This window comes from Kribbella sp. WER1 (assembly GCF_054189145.1).
Window position 1 is genome coordinate 657820 of the sequence record NZ_CM135186.1, and the last position, 20283, is coordinate 678102.

General features: G+C 64.6%; 18 protein-coding genes and 1 pseudogene. 6 read left to right on the plus strand and 13 right to left on the minus strand.

The genetic code is table 11. The features are described from left to right. Positions 1-871: 871 nt before the first annotated feature. Positions 872-1591 (plus strand): hypothetical protein, encoded by a 720-nt coding sequence (locus ACXJJ3_RS03270; protein ID WP_458168399.1) that lies wholly within the window; start codon positions 872-874, stop codon positions 1589-1591. Between the two features lie 77 nt (positions 1592-1668). Then, the gene (locus tag ACXJJ3_RS03275; protein WP_458168400.1) at positions 1669-2214 is read left to right on the plus strand and encodes an MFS transporter; all 546 of its coding nucleotides are present in this window, start codon (positions 1669-1671) and stop codon (positions 2212-2214) included. On the opposite strand, the gene ACXJJ3_RS03280 is transcribed toward ACXJJ3_RS03275, so the two are convergent. Continuing rightward, the gene (locus tag ACXJJ3_RS03280) at positions 2190-3659 is read right to left on the minus strand and encodes an alpha-amylase family glycosyl hydrolase (RefSeq protein ID WP_458168401.1); all 1470 of its coding nucleotides are present in this window, start codon (positions 3657-3659) and stop codon (positions 2190-2192) included. The genes ACXJJ3_RS03275 and ACXJJ3_RS03280 overlap by 25 nt on opposite strands. Before the next feature lie 96 nt (positions 3660-3755). Between ACXJJ3_RS03280 and ACXJJ3_RS03285 the strand changes: the two genes are divergently transcribed. Beyond that, positions 3756-4733: a TIGR03557 family F420-dependent LLM class oxidoreductase gene (locus ACXJJ3_RS03285; protein WP_458168402.1), complete on the plus strand. Its 978-nt coding sequence runs from the start codon at positions 3756-3758 to the stop codon at positions 4731-4733. After that, positions 4726-5163: an SRPBCC family protein gene (locus ACXJJ3_RS03290; protein WP_458168403.1), complete on the plus strand. Its 438-nt coding sequence runs from the start codon at positions 4726-4728 to the stop codon at positions 5161-5163. The genes ACXJJ3_RS03285 and ACXJJ3_RS03290 overlap by 8 nt, the downstream gene beginning before the upstream one ends. An 86-nt stretch (positions 5164-5249) precedes the next feature. On the opposite strand, the gene ACXJJ3_RS03295 is transcribed toward ACXJJ3_RS03290, so the two are convergent. From ACXJJ3_RS03295 to ACXJJ3_RS03345, 11 genes are all read right to left on the minus strand, one after another. Further along, positions 5250-5492, minus strand: coding sequence for a hypothetical protein (locus ACXJJ3_RS03295; protein ID WP_458168404.1), 243 nt, complete (start codon positions 5490-5492; stop codon positions 5250-5252). A gap of 381 nt (positions 5493-5873) precedes the next feature. Then, on the minus strand, positions 5874-5963 hold the full coding sequence (locus ACXJJ3_RS03300) for an acyl-CoA dehydrogenase family protein (RefSeq protein WP_458172017.1): 90 nt from the start codon (positions 5961-5963) through the stop codon (positions 5874-5876). Positions 5964-6269: 306 nt separating this feature from the next. Then, complete coding sequence (locus ACXJJ3_RS03305; RefSeq protein WP_458168405.1) at positions 6270-7346, minus strand: caspase family protein; 1077 nt, start codon at positions 7344-7346, stop codon at positions 6270-6272. 43 nt (positions 7347-7389) lie between these two features. Next, complete coding sequence (locus ACXJJ3_RS03310) at positions 7390-9873, minus strand: GAP1-N1 domain-containing protein (RefSeq protein WP_458168407.1); 2484 nt, start codon at positions 9871-9873, stop codon at positions 7390-7392. Next, positions 9870-10718, minus strand: a complete 849-nt coding sequence (locus ACXJJ3_RS03315; RefSeq protein WP_458168408.1) for a TRAFAC clade GTPase domain-containing protein — start codon at positions 10716-10718, stop codon at positions 9870-9872. Before ACXJJ3_RS03315 ends, ACXJJ3_RS03310 begins: the two co-directional genes overlap by 4 nt. Next, positions 10715-11512: a TRAFAC clade GTPase domain-containing protein gene (locus ACXJJ3_RS03320; protein ID WP_458168409.1), complete on the minus strand. Its 798-nt coding sequence runs from the start codon at positions 11510-11512 to the stop codon at positions 10715-10717. The genes ACXJJ3_RS03315 and ACXJJ3_RS03320 overlap by 4 nt, the downstream gene beginning before the upstream one ends. Before the next feature lie 166 nt (positions 11513-11678). Next, complete coding sequence (locus ACXJJ3_RS03325) at positions 11679-12995, minus strand: GTPase-associated system all-helical protein GASH (RefSeq protein ID WP_458168410.1); 1317 nt, start codon at positions 12993-12995, stop codon at positions 11679-11681. Between the two features lie 713 nt (positions 12996-13708). Further along, the gene (locus ACXJJ3_RS03330) at positions 13709-14152 is read right to left on the minus strand and encodes an IS110 family transposase (RefSeq protein WP_458168412.1); all 444 of its coding nucleotides are present in this window, start codon (positions 14150-14152) and stop codon (positions 13709-13711) included. Positions 14153-15522: 1370 nt separating this feature from the next. Then, the gene (locus ACXJJ3_RS03335; RefSeq protein ID WP_458168413.1) at positions 15523-16401 is read right to left on the minus strand and encodes a helix-turn-helix domain-containing protein; all 879 of its coding nucleotides are present in this window, start codon (positions 16399-16401) and stop codon (positions 15523-15525) included. Continuing rightward, the gene (locus ACXJJ3_RS03340) at positions 16373-16873 is read right to left on the minus strand and encodes a DUF6879 family protein (protein WP_458168414.1); all 501 of its coding nucleotides are present in this window, start codon (positions 16871-16873) and stop codon (positions 16373-16375) included. Before ACXJJ3_RS03340 ends, ACXJJ3_RS03335 begins: the two co-directional genes overlap by 29 nt. Positions 16874-16896: 23 nt before the next feature. Next, positions 16897-17139, minus strand: coding sequence for a hypothetical protein (locus ACXJJ3_RS03345; protein WP_458168415.1), 243 nt, complete (start codon positions 17137-17139; stop codon positions 16897-16899). A gap of 558 nt (positions 17140-17697) precedes the next feature. Between ACXJJ3_RS03345 and ACXJJ3_RS03350 the strand changes: the two are divergent. Further along, positions 17698-18009: pseudogene (locus ACXJJ3_RS03350) on the plus strand (tyrosine-type recombinase/integrase); the annotation flags it as partial. A 26-nt stretch (positions 18010-18035) separates the two neighbouring features. After that, on the plus strand, positions 18036-18851 hold the full coding sequence (locus ACXJJ3_RS03355; RefSeq protein ID WP_458168416.1) for a tyrosine-type recombinase/integrase: 816 nt from the start codon (positions 18036-18038) through the stop codon (positions 18849-18851). 13 nt (positions 18852-18864) lie between these two features. On the opposite strand, the gene ACXJJ3_RS03360 is transcribed toward ACXJJ3_RS03355, so the two are convergent. Then, positions 18865-20223, minus strand: a complete 1359-nt coding sequence (locus tag ACXJJ3_RS03360) for an acyl-CoA dehydrogenase family protein (RefSeq protein ID WP_458168417.1) — start codon at positions 20221-20223, stop codon at positions 18865-18867. Positions 20224-20283 lie beyond the last annotated feature (60 nt).

The window sequence follows — 20283 nt, forward strand, 5'->3', positions numbered from 1 at the left end:
TTGGGCGCGGGTAAAGCGGCTTCGGACTACGCAGAGCTGATTCGGGAGGCTCTGGGACAGCCTGCGGGTGACCGCGTCGACGTCAGTGGCGGCGCGGATGTCCAGGTCCAGATCCGAGACTCCGCTATGTGGCCAGCCTTCGAACCAGACGACGTTCTGTGGCCGGCCCCCGGCAGGTGGCGGGCACGGTGGGTGGGTCCTGTCCGTACGTTGGGGGGTGAGGAGGTCCTTCCGGGTCTGTGTCTCGACCTCGATGCTTCACCCTCCGGGCCGGAGACGAACCGGCCGGACGTGCGGACTCTGTCGCCCGGCTGGAAAACCAAGTCTCTGGCCACCATGCATCCATCATGACCAGAAACAGCGAGAAGTTGATCATGTGCCTGAGTCACGCCTCGGATGCCTAGCTGGGACCCGTGAAATCGGATGTCGTTTGTCGTCAGTTCAGGAGCAGCCGTTGGACCGACGAGGATGGCGGAGCGTCGGACATCCTGTCGCGTGCGCTCGTCTCCTGGGTTGCGGTCGCAGGCTGCCGGGTACGGCGCCGGCCCTACTCACCTACACAACAGCCACAACCTTCGCGCACCCGTATCACCTACCTCACCTGAGGAATCTCGCCGCTTGAGGGGCCGAGAAGGGAAGCGGATACTAGGCCGCGTGGTGGGAGAGGTATGGTCGGCTGTGGCGCTGATGCTCGCTCTCGGAGGGTGTGGGTCCGAGGCAGCGCAGGGCTCTGCGCCTGGTAGTACCTCGGTCCCTCGGCCGGCGTGGAAGACACCGGGCGGTGATCTGGTGCCGCAAGCTCAGCCCACACAGGCGTTTGTGGAGCGCGCGGGAGTGGTGGCGCGTGCGGGCGGCGGGGATTCCGGCGCCGGTGACCGGGGTCTTCATGTACTCGACTCGGACGCCGGGGCTCGGGTTCGACACCGGGCAGCAGAAGATCTCGTGGTTGTCCGGGCGGGTTGCCTTCGCGGACGAGGTCCAGTTGGCGAAAGGTGGTACGACGCGGGTCGATTTCGCGGATGGGTCGAACGAGACGATGCAGGTGCTCGAAGCTCAGCAAGCTCTGACCGAGGCGATCGGGCAGCCGAACGACATGTGCCAGAGGATGCGGAGCTGCGAAACGCTGACAATCACCGCGGGCTCGTTGACGACGACCGACGTGGAGACCAGCCGTGGCCGGGCGACCGTGCCGGCTTGGTCCTTCACGGTGCGCGGCCTGTCGAGACCGGTTGTCGCCGTCGCAGTCCCCACGGGGGTGCTCAAGTCGCTGCAGTGGCCCGGCCCGCTACCCGGTCTCGCCCGGCTTGAGCAGGGTCTGCTCCGCGTCGGCGTTCTCGACTGGGTCGACGGCAAGACCCTCAGTTTCGAGTTGAGCCACGGACTCTATGAGACCGACCTCCGGGCCCACGTCGTCGAGTACGACGATCTGGTGGTCATCGGCGGCAGTCACGGTCCATTGCTCCCGGGCGGTGCGGACGTCGGGAAGACATCGACCGCGGTCGTCACCCTCGGCAAGCCGCTCGGCGACCGGGCCGTCATCGCCGCGGACACCGGCGTACGTCTCACGCCGTACCCGTACCTCAGAAACTGATGGAGGTGAAGGCTCGGGTTGGTCGGTGAGGGCTCGCACGAGGGGACCGTTCCAGGGACGAGGCGCCTTCATCCCGATTGCCTCTATCGGCGCTGCCGTCGGCGTTCGCCTGGGACGCATGGGTGCTGCTGTTCGCGCGCACCCTGATCGGTCTCGCCATCGGTGCCGACTCCGCGATCGCGACCGCCTACCTCGCCGATTACGCTCCTAAGGCGCGGCGTGGGGCGCTCGGCATCCTGCAGCAGTGGATGATCACGGTCGGCATCCTGATCTCGTACCTGGTCGCGCTCGCCGTCCTCGTCCCGCTCCCCCGGCACGTACAGTCCTTCGACTGGCGCCTGCTGCTCGGGCTCGGCGCCGTACCCGCACTGTTCGCGCTGGTACTGCGGACCCGGATGCCTGAGTCCCCGCGCTGGCTGATGCGACAGCACCCGGAACTGGACGCGCGGCGTGCAGCGGGCCCTGATCGTGGAACGTGGTCGCGACGTACTTCGCGTTCAAGTTCGTCGACCGGGTACCGAGATCTTCGAGCGTCAGGCCGCACGCTGCGGAGGCGCACCTGCGAGGGGCTGGACCGGCGGAGCGCCACGTCTGGCGGTTACTTCACTCGCAACCACCTATAGCCGTACCCGTCGAGTACGACCTCCTTCTCAGACGTCTCGTACGGCTGATCGGCGAGCAGGTCGGCCTCGTGGTCGAGTCGCAGACGAACCTCCTGGTCCGCGAGATTCGCGAGCATCAGTACGCCGTCCTCGCCCCGGCGATGCAGTACGCCGAAGACCGACGGCTGCTCGAACTCCACCGGCTCCGCGCGGCGCGGCGGCAGTTCGCCCAGCTCCTTCCGGGTCCGGACCAGTTGCGCGATCCGGCTGAGCAGTGAGCCGGGCTCGAGTTCCTGCTGCTCGGCGGCCGCCCAGTCCATCGGTGTCCGGACCGGGTCCCGCTCGGGCAACGAGAGGTCGTCGTCCATTCCGATCTCCTCGCCGTACCGGACGATCGGCACCCCCGGGAGCGAGATCATCGTCGCGTGCGCCATCGCGATCCGGCGGCCGTCGAAGCCCAGCATCGGCGCAAGCCGGCGCCGGATCCCGCGGCCGTACACGCGCATGTCCTTGTCCGGCGCGAATGCCGACATCACCTCGGCGCGCTCGTCGTCGGCCAGCAGCGCCAGGTTGAGCTCATCCTGGTTGCGCAGCCAGTTCAGGTACGTACAGCCGTCCGGCGGCTCGGGCTGCCGGCCCATCGCCCGGCGCAGCGGCTCCGCGTCGCGACGCGCGAGCGCGAGGAACAGCAGGTTGTTCGTCCAGAAGTCCAGGATGCCCTTCAGCCGGTCGCCGTTGCCGAAGTAGTGCCGGTACGACGACGGCGGCGAGTCGACCTCACCCATCAACGGCGCACCGTCCGCGAAGCCCGCGAGCTCGTCCAGGAACCAGAACCCGTCGTCGCGCGGATCGCCGACCGCAGCCTGCCGGACCATGTGCGGTACGGCGTCGACCCGGAAGCCGTCGACCCGGTGATCGAGCCAGTGCCGCACCGTCTTCGCGATGTCGGCGCGGACCTCGGGATGCCCGACGTCGAGGTCGGGCTGATGCCGGTAGAACGCGTGCCGGTAGTACATCCCCGCGTGCTCGTCGTACGCCCAGATCGAGTCCTCGACGCCCGCGAACACCGGCTGCTTCACGACCTCGTCCTCGTGCGGCTCGTGCGCCCAGACGTAGAAGTCGCGGTACGGCGAAGTCGGCGACTCACGCGCCGACCGGAACCACGGGTGCGCGCTCGAGGTGTGCTGCATCACCAGCCCGACGACGACTCGCAGCCCGAGCTGATGACACCGCTCGACCAGCTCGTCGAAGTCCGCCATCGTCCCGAATCGCTGTGACACGCCGCGGTGGTCGACCACATCGAAGCCGGCGTCCCGGTACGGCGACACGTAGAACGGCTGGATCCACACCGTGTCCGCGCCGAGCGCGCGGATGTGGTCGAGCCGTCGCCGGACCCCGCTCAGACTTCCGGCCCCGAAGTTGGCCGGATCGAGTTGATAGATCACCCGCCCGTCCAGAGTCATCATCCCTGTCGGGTACCCGCCGCGCCCGCGGGCAATCCGGGCGATTGCAGGTCGTGACAGCGGGCACCCGAAAAGAGACCGACCGATAGGAGGGTGCACGTGAAGATCGGATACTTCCTGTCCAGCGAGGAGTACTCCCCCGCCGAGCTGATCGAACAGGCCAGGCTCGCCGAGGAGGCCGGGTTCGACGGTCTGTGGATCAGCGATCACTTCCATCCGTGGAACGACGAACAGGGACAGAGCGCGTTCGTCTGGTCGACGATCGGTGCGCTCTCACAGGTGTGTGAGCTGCCGGTCACGACCGCGGTCACCTGCCCGACGGTTCGGATCCACCCGGCCGTCATCGCGCAGGCTGCCGCGACCAGCGCGGTCCTGCTGAACGGACGGTTCCGGCTCGGCGTCGGTACCGGCGAGGCGCTGAACGAGCACATCCTCGGATCCGTCTGGCCGAGCGTCGACGTACGGCTGGAGATGCTCGAAGAGGCCGTCGAGATCATGCGCCGGCTCTGGACCGAGGACGGGTTCGTCAACCACCACGGCAAGCACTACACGGTCGACACCGCCCGGATCTACACCCGGCCGACCGAGCCGCTGCCGATCTACCTGTCCGGATTCGGGCCGGAGGCAACCGATGTTGCGGCGCGGATCGCGGACGGCTACCTGACCACGACGCCGGATCCGGACCTGCTCCGGCGGTTCCGCGACCACGGCGGCGGCGACAAGCCCGCGCAGGCCGGCTTCAAGGTCAGCTACGCGCCGACCGCGGACGAGGGCGCCGAGCAGGCGCACCGGATCTGGGCCAACTCCGGGCTTCCCGGCGAACTGGCGCAGGTGCTCCCCTCCCCGCGGCACTTCGAGCAGGCAAGCCGGCTCGTCACCAAGGAGTCCAGCGCCCGCTCGGTTGCCTGCGGCCCCGACGCGGAGGCCCACCTCGAGGCGTTCACGCCGTACCTGCAGGCCGGCTTCGACGAGGTGTACGTCGCGAACATGGGCCCGTATTCGGTCGACATGATGAATCTGTACCGCACCGAGATCCTCCCCGAACTGCGTCTCCGGAAGGAGCCTGCCCATGTCTGACCACGTAGCCTCGATCACGATCGACGTCGCCCCGAACATCCTCTTCGAGCGGTTGTCCGACGTCGACCACCTGCCCGCGCATCTTCCGTGGCTGACCTCGCTGCACCGCACCGCCGAGTCCCCCGTCACCTCGCAAGGCCCTGAGGCGCGGCGCCCGCACCAGGCGATCCACGAAGACGTCGACGTCACGGTCGGCGGCGGGCACCGCGCGGGCTGGATCGACATACTCGAGGAGGACCGGACGCTGCGCTGGGGCGCGGACGGCGCCCACGAGTACGGCGGCCGACTCACCGTCGACTTCATCGCCGACGGCACCTCCAAGCTCACGGTCAGCGTCCACACAACGGCTGCCGCAGCGGTTGACGACGAACTCGAACACACCCTGACCGCCATCAAAACCGCCGTCGAAGAGCACCAGCCCACCGAATGAAGCGCTGATTACTGGTGAGTCGGACCTATCTGCCAGGCGTCGCGCGGCCGATCGATGTCCGCCTCGCTCCAGTACCGCTGTCCGGGCTAGTGCCACTTGGTGCAGGACCAGCCCTGGTAGCGGTTCTTGTAGTAGATGTACGTGCAGGCCTGGACCTTGTAGCCCTTCCCGCGCCAGACTCCGCCGCTCCATGCATCATCGCTCGTCTTCGCGGTCCAGCTTTTGCTGCCGTACGTGTTCTTGACGAATCCCTTGCACGACCAGTTGCGCTTGAACGGGAAGACGTTGACGTAGGCCCATTTCGTGTGGCTGTTGTAGTAGAGCGTCACGGCGCAGTTGGTGGACAGGTTCTCCCCGATCTCGTGTCCGTACGAAATGGTCGAGGTCGGGCCGGCCGAGGCCGTTGCCGTTGAGAGGCCATGACCGCCGTGGCTGCTGTCGCGACGGCCGCTGCTTTGAAGGGGATGCTCATTCTTCCTCCTGGTGTCGTCCAACTGACCGGATCTAGACGATCCAGCAGTCGTTTGCGTGACACCCGCAGCTGCCACCTCTCAGGGGTTGTTCGCGTTGCCGAAGCTCGCACATGCTGCCGTCGTCGCATGAGCGGACACGGAAGCCGGTCGACTCCAGTCTGCCCCGGCTCTTCTCCCTGAAATCTCACGGAACAGGCCGTGACCAGCCGCAAATCAGCCTCTGACCTGCGGGAACACCTACCGGATGCGCATGCCGGAGATGGCGCGGGCGATTACCAGGCGCTGGATCTCTGAGGTGCCTTCGAAGATGGTGTAGATCTGTTCCAGTCACGCGGACTTCACCTGGCGGAGGACCGAAAGCGAGCTGTGACCTGCGGCTTTACGACTCATCCATGTTCGGCAATGCTCGTTGTCTATCAGCGACTCACGGAGCTGTGACGGAGCCAGAACTTGCCTGCAGCAACTTTTCTTGGACGTGCTAATGTGCCCGACCGGGCAGGCCGACGTGCAGCATCGCAGCCCGCGCCTGCCGTGTAAGCGCCGCTCGAGGCCTCGAGACCGGACCTCGATTACCACAGCTCGGCACAGGCAGCTCTCGGCGCGCGCAAGACCTGGCCGCACTCGCGATGCAGATCAGCCGGCCCCCGCGTCCTCACCCCTCGTCTTCAAGGCTGCGAGTTCGGGGTGATAGGGGAAGTCTCCCAAAGCAGTTTCGATAATCGTCTGCTCACTAATGTCCCGGCCACCACCTCCCAGGCGCACTGTGCGGATTGCACCGAACCAGTTCGCCCGGCCGGTTCCATTCATTTTGAGGCGCGAGTCGTCCCCGCCGGCTCGTGCCCAAAACTGCTCATCGGTAGGACCACCCGGATAGAGGTCCGCCATGATGTCCTCGATCCGACGCTGGTGCGGTGCCGCTCCCAGCGTCTTCGCTCCACCACGATCGAGTGCGATGGGAAAGTTGTCCTCGAGATCTGTCGCTTTGAAGACTGGATGCTGCTGATCCGGAACAGCGCGACGGACATGTTCGGCAACGTAGGTGAATACGTCGAACACGCGGATGAGCCCGTCACCCGCGGTTGACGCCTGCCCCTTCAGAGCCTCGAGCAACTGCTCGGTGAATACACTGTTGCGTGCACCCCGCATCACGAGCGACGTCTCGCTCGCGCGCGACGACGCGATGATTACCCGACCAGCACCTTGCGCGAGGCGCTGGAGCGATTTTTCCGAAAATCCCAGCCGCGGCTCATGATCCCCGATGCCTTTCAACGCACCAGCGCCACCTGAGTGGCATGCGTCAATCAGTACCACCAGTCGCTGCGCTTTGATGCTCTCAAGTGCAGCCGACAACTCTGCTTCGACTAGAGCAGTTTGCCCAGGATCGCCGAGGTCGCAGTCGACTGGGATCAGCGCGCTCGTCTCGGTAGGCCCAACTCCCAGTCGCGCACCATGTCCCGAGAAGAAGACGACCACAGTGTCTCCGGGGTCTGCTGATGACGCCAGGTCCGCTAGCCCAACACGTATCGAACTCAGCGTTGCTCGGTCGTCCAGCAGCACTCGGACATTCGCCGACGGGAAGCCGCAATAGTCAGCAGATCGGAGAAGCGAGGCAGTATCTCGAGCATCATTCAGAACTGACTCTGGAAGCCTGCTTACTCGATCATAATTGGCGATACCGACGACGAGCGCCCGGCCCTTGTCGAAGATCACAGCTGGCAACTCCATCTTTGAACGTTCATCGGGTCCGTTCCGGTCACCGCCAGCCTCCGAATTCCTTGTCCTCGGCCAGAAATCGCAAATGATCATTCGCCGAATATTCACTCTGCATCTCGCGTAAGAGGTCGACGACTCGCGGACCGCCGCTTCCATTCCGGATGCGGACCAGAGCATCCCGCCACTGTGTACGACCGCTCGCTCCCCAGTTCAGATCGGCATCAGATCCGCCGGCGCGTTCCCACAGGCCATTCTGAGTTGGGCCGTTTGGGTACAGCTTTGCCGCCACTTCCTCAAGCGAGTCCCACTTATTCGACGTGCTCACTGGGGTGATCCCATGCCACCAGCGGTCCAGCCAACTGATCATCGATAGACATTCACGCAGAGCGAGTCGCACGTCCTCCCGTCCGCTCCTCAACATATGCATCAGCTCGTCCACAACAAGCCGCCACTGCCGATTCTGCACTAGGCGACCGATTTCCATCGCATCGGACGAAGGGATCGGGATCGTGCGCCGCACTGCTGTACGGAACCAGTCATTGAAGCGGCGCTCGTCGAGCAACGGCAGCGTGGCCACAATTTGGATGGCCAGTCCAATTCGATCGTTCGCCAATTGATCGAGTAATTCGTCCAGCTTGGGGTCGTTCAGAACAGCTATCTGTAACTGCTGCTCCACCTCCGAGGTCGGAATCGCCACGCACGCGCGGTCAATCCACCCCTTAGCAGTGGCACTAAGTAGCAATTCGCGAGTCGTGCCTGTCAAGATTGGCCAAAGCTCCGCACGGCGCGAAAAGTTCGTAAGATCTGCCAGCGGCGTTCGTGATAACCGATCGACGATTGGCGGTACCGCCAATTGATGGTCGATGACATCGACTAGAATCTCATCAAAGACCGCTCGAGGCTCCGTCGGCCCCGCCCACGCGTCCTCGTTACGCTCCAATGCCAGCCTCCACACAGACCGAGCGGCCGTCGAAGACAAGTCCACACCTGATAGCAACGCCGGAGTCTTTGCAACTTGATCAGCGGCAAATTCGAGGACGCGCGGCTCCCCGCTAGTGATTGCACAATCGAGAAGCTCTCTTGGTGTGGCATTTCTGAGCGCAAGCCGAATACCAACAGGCTCAGAGGACGAGTCAACGGCCAGCTGTGCATGTACGGCATCCAGTGGATCATAGAGCGCCGAGACGGTTACGCCGTGCAGCGGATAAAGGCCGTGATCGCGCGCTAATTCGAGAACTGCGTCTCCGGCCCCGCGCGAGAGACGCTTGGGGGCAGCAGTTACGAGCGCACGTTCGAAGGCCTGGTCAACCGTCACCATATCCCACAGTGGGCGGACCAGTGAGTCGTCTTGCTGAATCCATCGCCAGAACGCAGCCGCGAGCGCCATGCTTCCTGCTCGCGCTGCGCCCGAGAGACCAGCCTGTATCGCACGTCTCCAATCTGCGGTGAACTCCGCTGCACTCGCTGCGTCCACGAGCACCGACCGAAACGACTGGTCCTCCTCAGGCGGGAATGTGTTGGTCACGGCCCAACGCTCGAGAGCTGCCCACAACCGTGAGCTTTGCTCGAACCCATCTGTAGTCAGGTTTCGAAGCGACATCACCTCGATAGCCGTCGCATTCTCGATGCCGCGAACGACCCGATCTAACAGATCAACTTTGAGCGCAGTACCCCTACCTGCAATCGGCGACAGGCGCTCAACCAGGCGCACCCCCGCGACGGCGACATCCATCGTTGGCGTCTCGAGCGACATGAATCGATAAGCTTGCTCCAGCAGTGGAAGTTCACTGAGCTCGGTGATCTCGGAGCCAATTGCCTCTGCGAAAGTCAGGAGCGTCTTCCCCTCGCGATCTCCGCAGAGCAACTTGGCTGCCAGAGAGACGGGCGAACCAATCGACGCGTCGACCAACCGGTGATCTCGCCACCGCGGCCTGAAAACTGAAGGCGTGCAAATCAACGCAGGTGATGGTGTCTCGACAAGGTCGGCCGGACCAAAGCTTAGCCGGAAGGCAAACGTCCGACGGACCGCCGGCCATAGATTCGCCCACAAGGAGATGACGAGGTCATCGAAGCCCTCGGTGCCGAGTCGAACGACCGGTCCGCTGCCGCGCGTCGACAATGCTGCTGCCGCTGCGGCGAGGTCGCCAGCAACTGGAGGAACGCCATTCTGGACATCGAGGTCCAAGGTGACGAGATCTCGGGGCGGTATGGCTTGGTGGATGAATTGATTGAACAGAGGGCGAAGATCGCTGACCAAAACCACATCAGCCAGCGGGGCGATCAGCGCATGAGACAGAACCATTCCGGATCTCGGCGCACTCGGATCTTTGTAACTACGGGCGAACACGAAATGACCATGGTGTGGAAAGCCCACAACGAAGGGCGACCAGTCGACGCCGGGAGGAGCTGTGTCGGGTAGGTCCAGACGAGACTCAAGCCCTGCTGCTATCGCAGAGTTGCCGCTAATGCCTCTCAGACCGTGGCCACCCCTCGCGAGACCGAAGATCGCCTGCTCGACGATCAAGTCCGGCTCCCGGCAGTTGACGGACCGTTGATGACTAAGGAGATCGGAAGCGTGAGATCCGAGGAGCGAGAACCATCTGGTCCGATGACGTAGCCGAAATGCTCCGGGCCGCGACTAACGTAATCGTCATCGCGCTCTGTTGAGCTAAGTGGCCGCCCGAGTGCCGACAACGCCATGACGCATGGCTCAGACCAGTTCGATCGAATGTAGTCCCACAGCATCGGCAGATGGGCCCCTAGTGCGCTCACTGGCGTACCGGTGAGACCGAGTTCGTCCCAGCACGTCAGCAAGACCGCGAACCGTGGCCGCTCGGCTATCGGCGTCGCTGATATACCGCCTGCATAGCTAAGCATTTGTAACAATTCGATCAAGCGGGCCTGGTCAGACATCTGCACCTGTTTGTTCTCGATCGACGCCCCACGAAGATCTGCCAGCGGCCGGGAGAAGATGTCATCGCCGGATCGCGTCTGCTGGAGTCTGATGAGCAGCAACCACGCGTCGGCGCTAGCCACACGCACTTGCCATGCAGCCGGCACACATCGCGAGTCGATCAAGGCCTTGATCTGTTCGCCACCGTAGTCTGGCCACACGAGTTCCGCAGCATGTCCCTGCGAATCTGTCACAGGCCAGACGCTGTCCAGATAAGTCGCCGTCGCCGTGTGCCCGGCGGCTCTTCCTTCACTCAGACTATCGAGAGCAGCCTCGAACGGTTCGAGATTCGTTGCCTGTCCATGCATACGCAGGTGGCCATCGCTCAGCATCAGCCGCTTCAGCAACTGTGCACCGTAGTGGGTCTTTCCAACCCCGCTCTCGCCAAGCAGCAGAATAGACGCGGCTTCGGTCATGATGCCTCCGCGCCGTACCGGAACAACGGATCTCCGTTTCGGGGAACGGACGACGGCGGGAGTTCGACGCGTGCGCGCCGCGCAGTCAGTGACCACTGCAGCAACTCAGCAAATCCCAAACCGGCGTTCGTTTCGCCGGATCCCTCAGAGACGACGCTGATCGAGAACTCTTTGGCATCAGGCATGACATCCAGCACCGCCTGCCGGACCGAATGCTCGATTGCGGGTTCCACCTCGAGATCGGCTTTCGTCCAAACAAGTGCAACAGGACGTGTCCCACGTTCGACAGATACACGCCGGGCCAGCAACTGTAGGTCGCTGCGCGCGGACCCCTTGTTCTCGCTGGATAATGCCGCCCGGTCGGCTATCAGAAGGAATACACCGGCATGCTCCGCGATCCACCGGGCTCCGTCACCATCTTGGGTGTCACGATTGATAGCCCACCTCTGAAACCATTCGCCGGGCGCGTCAGTGAGTAGATAATCCGCCAACTGCATCGACTGTGTGAGTGAGAGGTGAAGCAATCCAGGCGCGCGACCGCTGCGACTCGTCGTGTGGGGTGGGAAGCTCGGCGAATATCCCGGATTCCAGCGCAGCGCGCCAGCGATCGCCTCCCAGCCATCAAGTGAGTACGAACCCGCGAACTCCCGACCACCTAACTCCGCCGCGCCTCGGCTCAACAGCAGGTACCAAGCCGCAAGTAGGGTTGTTTTACCGGCATTTTGGGGACCGATAATCCCAATCACCAGTGGTCGACCACGCCCTGCGACGAAGCCGAGGTCGCCCAGTCCCATCGCACTTCCTGACCATGGCAACAGAACGCCCTCGGCTGACCCAGCGGCTGGCCTGTCCCTCTCAGCACCGACAGTCAGATCCGGGCACTTCGTCCAGGTCACATGCCCTAGGGCACATCCGGTATCAGGAACGAAACACGTCTCTCGCGAGCACTGATCCACGCGCCTACGCCCTCCGCACTCGGCGCTTGGCCTTCGCGGCTTCGGTTACGGCCCTCGCTGCTTGAAGTTCGCGGAACACCCACGTTGCCCATGCAGGGAGTGTGAGTTCCGACTCTGGAGTCACGCCGGTCAACTGATGAAATAACCTCTCATCTCGTGAGCCTGGCACCTCCGGGCGAGCGACCAACGCCATGACTGGTCGACGTCCATCTGGGGCCGCAAACAGGTCAGCTCCCGTGCTTCGGAAACCTGACAACTCGGTCTGCGCCTGTGCTTCTGCGACCAACTCGCAAATCGAGTAGGTCTTCTCTGCGTCAATCGCAGGGAGAGTGAGCACTGTCTCCCTTAAGAAGGCTGACACGCTTGCCGGAGAGAACGTCGGCACCGCTAGATGAAGGTCGTAGGCCATCAGCGTCGCGGCGGCGCTCGGCGGCAAGTCGCGGTAGCTCACGAGGCTCGCCTGAGAGAACAATGTCTCCTTCCACCAGAGCAGTCTCGTCCGGCGCTCGAGACCCGCGGTAGCGGCGGTTACATTGCCGACCGCTTCTTCTAGGAGGTTGGACACGGCAGTCACGAGTGCCTGCAGGGCCTCCGATAGTTGCGTCTGCTCCTGCTCACTCTCGCTAATCGCATTCTCAATGGTTTGGCCAACCGCGTCCGCCATGCGGGTACCGAACTCCGCCACCCAAGCCTGCGGCGCTTGGTGAGCCCAATGCGGATTCCCGTTCGTGGCCACGGTGTCTGCTTGTGGCCCTGCCGCGGCCTGCAACTTCTTTGTGAGCCTCGCACGATCGACGCTCACCGTCGGCGCCTCTGACTCTGGTAGGTCGAAGTTCATTGCAGGAACTGCGATCGAAGTTGGAGTGGTCCACTCCGCCTCTGCGCGCTTGTCCACTCGGCGCTCAACCTCGATGACCACGTCGGCCCAGATTGGTTGCTCGCCGTCCGCTTCGATGAGCGGCAGAACGTTGCGTGCAAGGTTGACAAAGGCCACGGCGATGTCGTCGTTCTCCGCGGCTGTCCGTAGTAGAGCGGACACCAGCATCGCTCGAACCACTGCCACCGGTGGACCGGCAAACGTGTTCGCGTACGTCTCCCACCGCTTCTGCAGGGCGGCTAGCGCTTCGACAACAACCGGATCATCGGCGGGAACCAGCGGATCGAAAGCTACCAGCGCGTAGGCAATAGCCTTCGTGGGCTCCTTCTTCAGAGCGCCAGCAAGGTCGCCTGCGGTCAACCGAAGCTTCTCGAGCTTCGTATCGTCTCCGCCGACATCTATCAATCCACTGCTGAGAAAACGAAGGAGAGCATCCTCGCTCACATGGCCCCCAAAGAACCGAAATAGTCGCCCACACCCCGAGGCTTCGGGACCTAGCTTAGCGAAGCGGGTGTTCGTGCAGGGCTCGCCACGCCTGGCCCCATCGACCGGCAGCGCTTAACGACCCCGGAGCTTTGGCGGCTCAACCTTTGGCACCACGCCTGCTCATCAACGCGGGCAGGCATGGATCGGCTGTACGGCGACGTCTCGGCAGACGATCTCGGGCGCTGATGGCCACCCACCCCGAGCTAGTCGGCCACGGCGGAAGCGGCCTCGATGCTCTCGGGCGAGATTCTTCCTAGCAGCTGGAGGCTGGGTGTTAGTCCAGCACTTACGATTACGCCTGTCCCGCCGACCGATCTGATGCGTCCACGGCCGGCAGTCGGTCCGGATCGCCTCGTCGCCGTCGGTTAGGGCGTGCTCGACCAACTCGAGTCGATCCAGGATCGCGCCGGCCATCAGGGAATGGTGGTTGTCGAAGTGGCCCTCGAGTGCTTGGGCGAGGTCCCGGATTTCGAACGCATCCTGCCTTGGCCAGTTCCACCAGTACCCGCGCATTGCGTTCACCGTCGACCATCGCGCGCAACATCACCCGCGCCGAGACCGTGGTCACCGACGACGCGACCGCCGACAACTTGATCGAGGCGTCCTCCAACATCAACTCCAACCGCACCGCCTCGCGGGTCCGGTCGTCCATGAGCTGCACCGATACCGGGTCAGCATCCGCAACCGGCGGATCGGCGGATCGGCGGATCGGCGGATCGGCGGATCGGCGGATCGGCGGATCGGCGGATCGGAACGAACGACGGCGACAGCAAACTGTACTCGAGCAGCTGGGCGATCCACTCGGCATCGCGCACGTCGGTCTTGCGGCCGGGCACGGCCTTCATGTGGGCGGCGTTCAGCAACCAGACCTCCATCACCTCCTCGAGGCAATGGAACGGCGGCTTCCAATACGTCGACGTCGGCTCCATCGCCGCGACCGTCACCCCGCACTCGACCAACCAGTCCCGCATCACTCGCAGCGACCCGATCGTGGTCTTGAACGTCCGCGTCACCGACGAACGGCTCCCCTGCCGCCGGCCCGGAACGCGCACGCAAACCGTCACCGACGCCTTACCCGCATCCAAGCCCGCCACCCGTTCGAACAGCACCTCCATCGAGCACCCCTCCGGCCTCAACTCCGACCCGCGACACCCACGGGTACGCGCCGCCCGGAGGAACTTCTGCCAGGACACAGACCCACGTGCTCGCAGCAACAATCCACCGGCACCCGAAGACCCCGCGCCATACACATCTACGGGCTCACCCGCACCAGTGTGCTCCGACGTCGCCGGACGGCACCCACGATTCTCATCCACCGCCGCAGCGACGAAGTCGCAAACCGTTACACTTCTGGCATTCGAGGCGTTTCAGCGATCTGCAACGCGTATTTCGTCACCTTCGCGGGCCGCACGTTGAGCATTTATGGACGACCTACCACCCCCGTTCGGGCAAGATCTGACCGCGCGCCAACACGTCTGCGAGCACTGCGCCGACATCTACATCGCGGCCAGATCTGACCAACGGTTCTGCTCGGATCTGTGCCGCCTCCGCAACTGGCGAAGTCGCAAACGAGTGCGCTCGGCCGAGGAAATCGAAGCCGCAACCGTGTCGGTGCTGCTCGCGGAAGTCGATCGTCTGCAGCGCCAGGTGACCGAACTTCAGCACGCGAACGCGACCCTGCGAGAGGCCTTGGGCCGGGCGCAGACGCGTCTGTTGTCCGCTCGGAGTCCGTACGGCAGATGGTCCTAAGGCGTCACCGGCTGATCCGACTAATGCGCCAGTCCGGTTCGCGCCGAGAGGTGTCAGCGCGAACCGGACCGGCTCAGAACCTCGACATTGATCCGTCAGGAGATGCGAGTGAGGCTCTGGTGGAGGGGCGGGACGGGCGCGGAGTGCTGGGGTCGGTGAGGAGGCAACCCCTCTCAGCACACCCGCCCCGCCTGCTTGTGGATCTCCGAGAGCACGACTTCGACCTGGCCAGCTCGGAGGTGTCGGCGAAGCGCGATTGGGTTTCGTTCGGCGCGAGATGGACCGGGGTGGGCAGAATCAGGACGCCGTCGTCGACGCCCAGGTCGGCCGGATCGGGCACTTCACCTGCGCCGACGCGCGATCCTCAGCGGCCGGCTGCAGCCACCACGGGTCGGTTCAGTCGTCGAGCCACTCGGCTCCGGTAGCGTCGCGGTGGTAGCCCTTGTGGTGGCCGTGGATGCAGGCGCGTCCGGTCATCGGGTTCTCGCCGTCGCAGCGTTCGGCGGACCCTAGTTCCGGCCAGCCGGTCTCATCTCCACGGTGGTTGCTCGGACTCGCTACCCACTCGACGCCAAAGCGATCGGGAACGTCTGCTGGTCTCACGTACGACTCGTTCATGTCGCCCCCGTCGTTCGGATCTGTTGGGCGCAACAAAGTTAGGACGCGAGAGCATCGTCGCGGGGGCAGATTTCTCCGGATTTCTCGGCGTATTCCAGATGACCAGGCCGAGGCGAAATCACGTGCTCGCGCTGTCCGCGTCGGCAGCGAGGTCGGACATGACTCGGCCTATGACCTGCCGCGCGGCGTGGCCGTAGCTGGCCACCGCGGCAAGCTGCTCGAACGCGTCGCTGTACAGCTGGATCTCCTGTGGCTGGCGGAGGTCGAGCGCGGCGCTGAAGGTCTCGACCACCACGCGGCGGTCGTCGTACATCCAGAACCCATGCCACGGTGAGATCGTGTACTCGGTCGTCGCCGCGATGATCCCGAGCCGGACGTTCGGCAGATGAGAGGCGGACGCTAGCCGGTCAAGCTGGCCGAGGAGAACGTCGACCGGGCAGAGACGCAGTCGGAGCGCGGCCTCGGGCATGACGATGTGGAACTGCTTGCCCGGCCGGTAGAGGATCTCCTGCCGGCGCAGACGGGCAGCGACCGCCTCGTCTGCGTCGTTGGGTCCCTCGTGTCGGCGGACCGATTCAACGAACCGCGCACGGGCATACTCCGCGGTCTGCAGTAGTCCCGGTACGACGGTCGCCTCGAAGATCCGGAACAGCCGAGTTCGTTGCTCCCACTCGAGGAGCCGCTCCTGCGCAGGCCGGTGACCGGCGCGCAAGACCTGGCGCCATTCGGCGTACTGCAACTCCAGCGTGTGCAGAGAAGTGAGCAGCGCATCGAGCTCGGCCTCGTGGTCAGTAGCTCGCGCCCACGCACGGAGGTCGTCATCCGTGGGCGTTTGTCGGCCGTTCTCGATCTTGGACACCTTCGAGGGCGGCCAGCCCAGCGACTCCGCGAACTGCCGCCCGGTTGTTCCCGCTGACTGGCGGAGCTGGCGGAGTCGCCTGCCGAGGGCTGTACGCGCCTCGTGGACGCTAACTGCGTCCGATGTATTGGCTGGCAAAGTCGTCCCGTCGTACTGCTCGGTGCCAGGCGGTGTCCCGCCAGTAATTGTGCTGCACGATCTGCGCCGGGTCGCTGATCAGCTCGGTGCCGAGGAACGTGTCGTTGTCGTCGAAGTTCATCCGTACGACGGTTCTCGAATCGAACAACCAATAGTCGTGCTTGGGTACGCCGTCGTTGTCGGCCTGCTCGCGCGGTAGGTAGCGGATGTCCTCGCCGGCTGTGGTGGTGAACTGCGAGCACCACACACCGAAGCGGGTGTAGTCGGTCAAGGGCACGGTCACGACACGAACCCGCGCAAACCGGCGTCCGCTCGCAGTCGCGCCCCGAACCAGGTCGAGCCACTCACCCAGCCAGGCCGGTTCATCCCGATCACCTGCCAGGTACCTCGCGAGTGGTTCGGCCTCGTCGGGCTCGTTGTAGCGGTCACGGACCTCGAGCCGGAACGCGGTGTGCTCGAAGCTGTTGAGCAACTCCCAGAGCGATGGCTCGCTGCTCAGTGGTCTTGCTCCTCGATGTAGCGGAGCGCGTACATCTTCAGTACGTCCTCCGGGATCTCGATCAAGGTCTCGTGGTCCGGGACTGGAGCGACGGCGTTCACATCCGCCAGCACCTCCGGGTCCGTGACCTTCCATCCCTGCGCGATGTAGGTCACCCGATCGGTGCGGTCGGTCGCGAAGAGCGTCGGCGAGTTGCTGGTCTGGGAGTTCGGGTCCTTGCCGAGGAAACGAGCGTGCATCGACAGCCTCCTTGCTCGAAATGTGGAGAAATCTACCTCCTCATGATGATGACGCCGCTCGATCCCCGGCGCAACACTCGTCGGCGAGTGCGAGTGCGAGTGCGGAGGGCGTCGGACCTACGGCCCTGGGGTCAGTCGGACCTGCCGTACGGCGAGCTCCTGGTCGTCGACTAACGCGGGAGCCCCGCGGATCAGGAACTCGCGCGCAGTCGCGGCCGCATGGCTGCCAGCGGCTATCGAGTGCGCCGCTGGGAAAACCGCGCTGCGCTCGGGTGCGACGTGAAGGCGGCGCCTTCCCGCGCGACCGTCCGACAGAAGGCACGCCCCCTCAACCGTTGAGCCGCCGCACATCGGCGACGAGCGGGAGGCGCGGCTATGGCGTATGTGAAGGATCAGTGGACTCGGGCGGTGAGGCGGGCCGACGGCTCGATCGAGCGGGTTCGGACGGTTAAGTGGGGGCGGGGGAAGCGGTGGTTGGCGGGGTGGGTGGATCCGGAGGGGCGGGAGCGGTCTAAGGCGTTCGGGACGAAGACGGCTGCGGAGCGGCATGGGGCTGCGATGGAGACGGATCGGGAGCGCGGGGAGTACATCGATCCGGAGGCTGGGAAGGTTCGGTTTGAGGAGATTGCCGCGAGGTGGCTTGCTTCGCGGGTGGTGGATCCGGCGACAGCGATGAAGTACGAGTCGTCCCTGCGGCTGCATGTCGCGCCCGCGTTTGGGCGGCGGCAGTTGCGGACGATCAAGCCTTCTGAGATTGCGGCTTGGGTGGCGGGGCTGGATGCGCGGTTCGGGGCGTCTACGGCGCGTACGGCGTACCTCGTGTTGCACGGGACGCTGGAGGTCGCCGTCGATGACGAGGCGATCAAACGGAATCCGGCGAAGGCTCGGGGGTCAAGGTGCCGGCGGAGAAGGGCGGGAAGACCACCGCCTGGAGTGATGAGGTTGTGCTCCGGATCGTGGAGGGGCATCCGCCGCAGTACAGGCCGATCGCCTCGATCGGTGCGGCGTGCGGGCTGCGGCAAGGTGAGTTGTTCGGGCTCGCCGAGCAGGACGTCGACTTCGACGAAATGGTGATTCGAGTCCGGAGGCAGGTGAAGAAGCTCGGCAGAGAGTTCGTCTTCGCGCTGCCGAAGAACGACACCGAGCGGACTGTGCCGATGTCAGAAGGTGTAGCCGTGATGCTCACGGAGTACATCGAGAGCACGAAGCCGCGGGCCTACACGTTGCCGTGGGAGAAGGTCGACGGCAAGCCCCACACGGTCAACCTCTTGTTCCGGTGGACTGACGACAAGCACATCCGGGCGCGGACGTACGACGAGCTCGTTTGGAAGCCGGCGCTCTTCCACGCGGGCGCCATACCGGAGCCGACGAAGGACGCGCGGGGCAGGCGGCAGTACTACTCCAGCCGGGAGAATGGGATGCACGCGCTGCGGCACTACTACGCGAGCATCACCCTGGCGGACGGCGTGAACATCAAGGAGCTGGCGCAGTACCTGGGGCACGGCGACCCCGGGTTCACGCTCCGGCTGTACACCCACATGCTGCCCTCATCCCACGAGCGGGCGCGGAAGGCTGTCGACTCGCGGTTGGCTCGGTTGTTTGCGATGGAAGCTCACGGAGCTGTGACGGAGCTGGACGCCGGCCGGTCCCCCACAGCCCATTGGGAACCCGACGGCGGCCAGTCTCTCGATGACCCTGGAATCAGCCTGTGACCTGCGGAAACGTCTACCGGATGCGCATGCCGGAGATGGCTCGGGCGATCACCAGGCGCTGGATTTCGCTGGTGCCTTCGAAGATGGTGTAGATCTTGGCGTCTCGGTGCATGCGTTCTACGGGGTATTCGCGGGTGTAGCCGTTGCCGCCGAGGATTTGGATGGCTTCTTCGGTTGTTTTTACGGCTACTTCGCCGGCTTTGAGTTTGGCCATGGAGCCTTCGCCGTGGCGGTAGTCGGGGGTTTCGCCGCGCATGAGGGCGGCGGACATGTTGGCGGCTCGCCAGACCAGGAGGCGGGCGGCGTCGATTTCCATGGCCATGTCGGCGAGTTTGAAGGCGATGCCCTGGTTGTCGATGATGGGGCGGCCGAACTGTTCGCGGGTTTTGGCGTATTCGAGGGCTACTTCGTAGGCGGCGCGGGCGATGCCGATGGCTTGGGCGCCGACGATGTGGCGGGTCATTTCGAAGGTGGCCATCGAGGCGTTGCGGCCGGCGGGGCGGGCGGCCGCACCGTCAGCCGAGGATGCGGCTTCGCGGGCAGCGGCGGCCTCGCGGGCTCGGGCCAGGCGGGCGTCGAGTTTTTCTTTGCCGCCGAGGACGTTGGCGGCGGGGATGCGGACGTTGTCGAAGAAGACGTCCGCGGTGTGGGAGGCGCGGAGGCCGTGCTTGCGGAGTTTGGTGCCCTGCTGGAGGCCGTGGACTTCGGTGCGGGGTACGACGAACGCGGCCTGGCCCTTGGTGCCGAGTGCGGGGTCGACCGTGGCGACCACGACGTGGATGTCGGCGATGCCGCCGTTCGTGGCCCAGGCCTTCTGGCCGTTGATCACCCATTCGTCGGAGGCGGAGTCGTAGACCGCGCGGGTACGGATCGCGGAGACGTCGGAGCCGGCGCCGGGTTCGGAGGAGCAGAAGGCGGCGACCTGTACGTCGTCGGGCGTGCCGTAGCAGCGGGGCATCCACTGGCTCCACTGCTCCGGCGTACCGTTCGAGAAGATCGCGGAGGAGGCGAGGCCGGTGCCCTTCAGCGACATGCCGATGCCGGCGTCGCCCCAGAAGAGTTCCTCGTGGACCAGCGGCATCAGCAGGCCGGACGGGTCGATGAACAGGTTGATGTTGGCGTCGAGTCCGTACAGGCCGATCTTGGCGGCCTCCTGGATCACCGGCCAGGGGGTCTCCTCGCGCTCGTCCCACTCGGCGGCGGCCGGGCGGATGACGTCGGCGGCGAAGGTGTGGGCCCAGTCGCGGATCTCGCGCTGCTCGTCGTTCAGCTGCAGTGAGAACGGGCTCCAGCCGGGTGTGGACCGCTCGGCGCCGAGCTCACCGGCGAGCGCCATCACGTCGGCGGAGACTGCGGGCTTGGGATCGGTCATGGTCATCAACATCCTCCAGCGGCGGCACTACGATGTTACCGATGAGTGTAACTGTCGTTT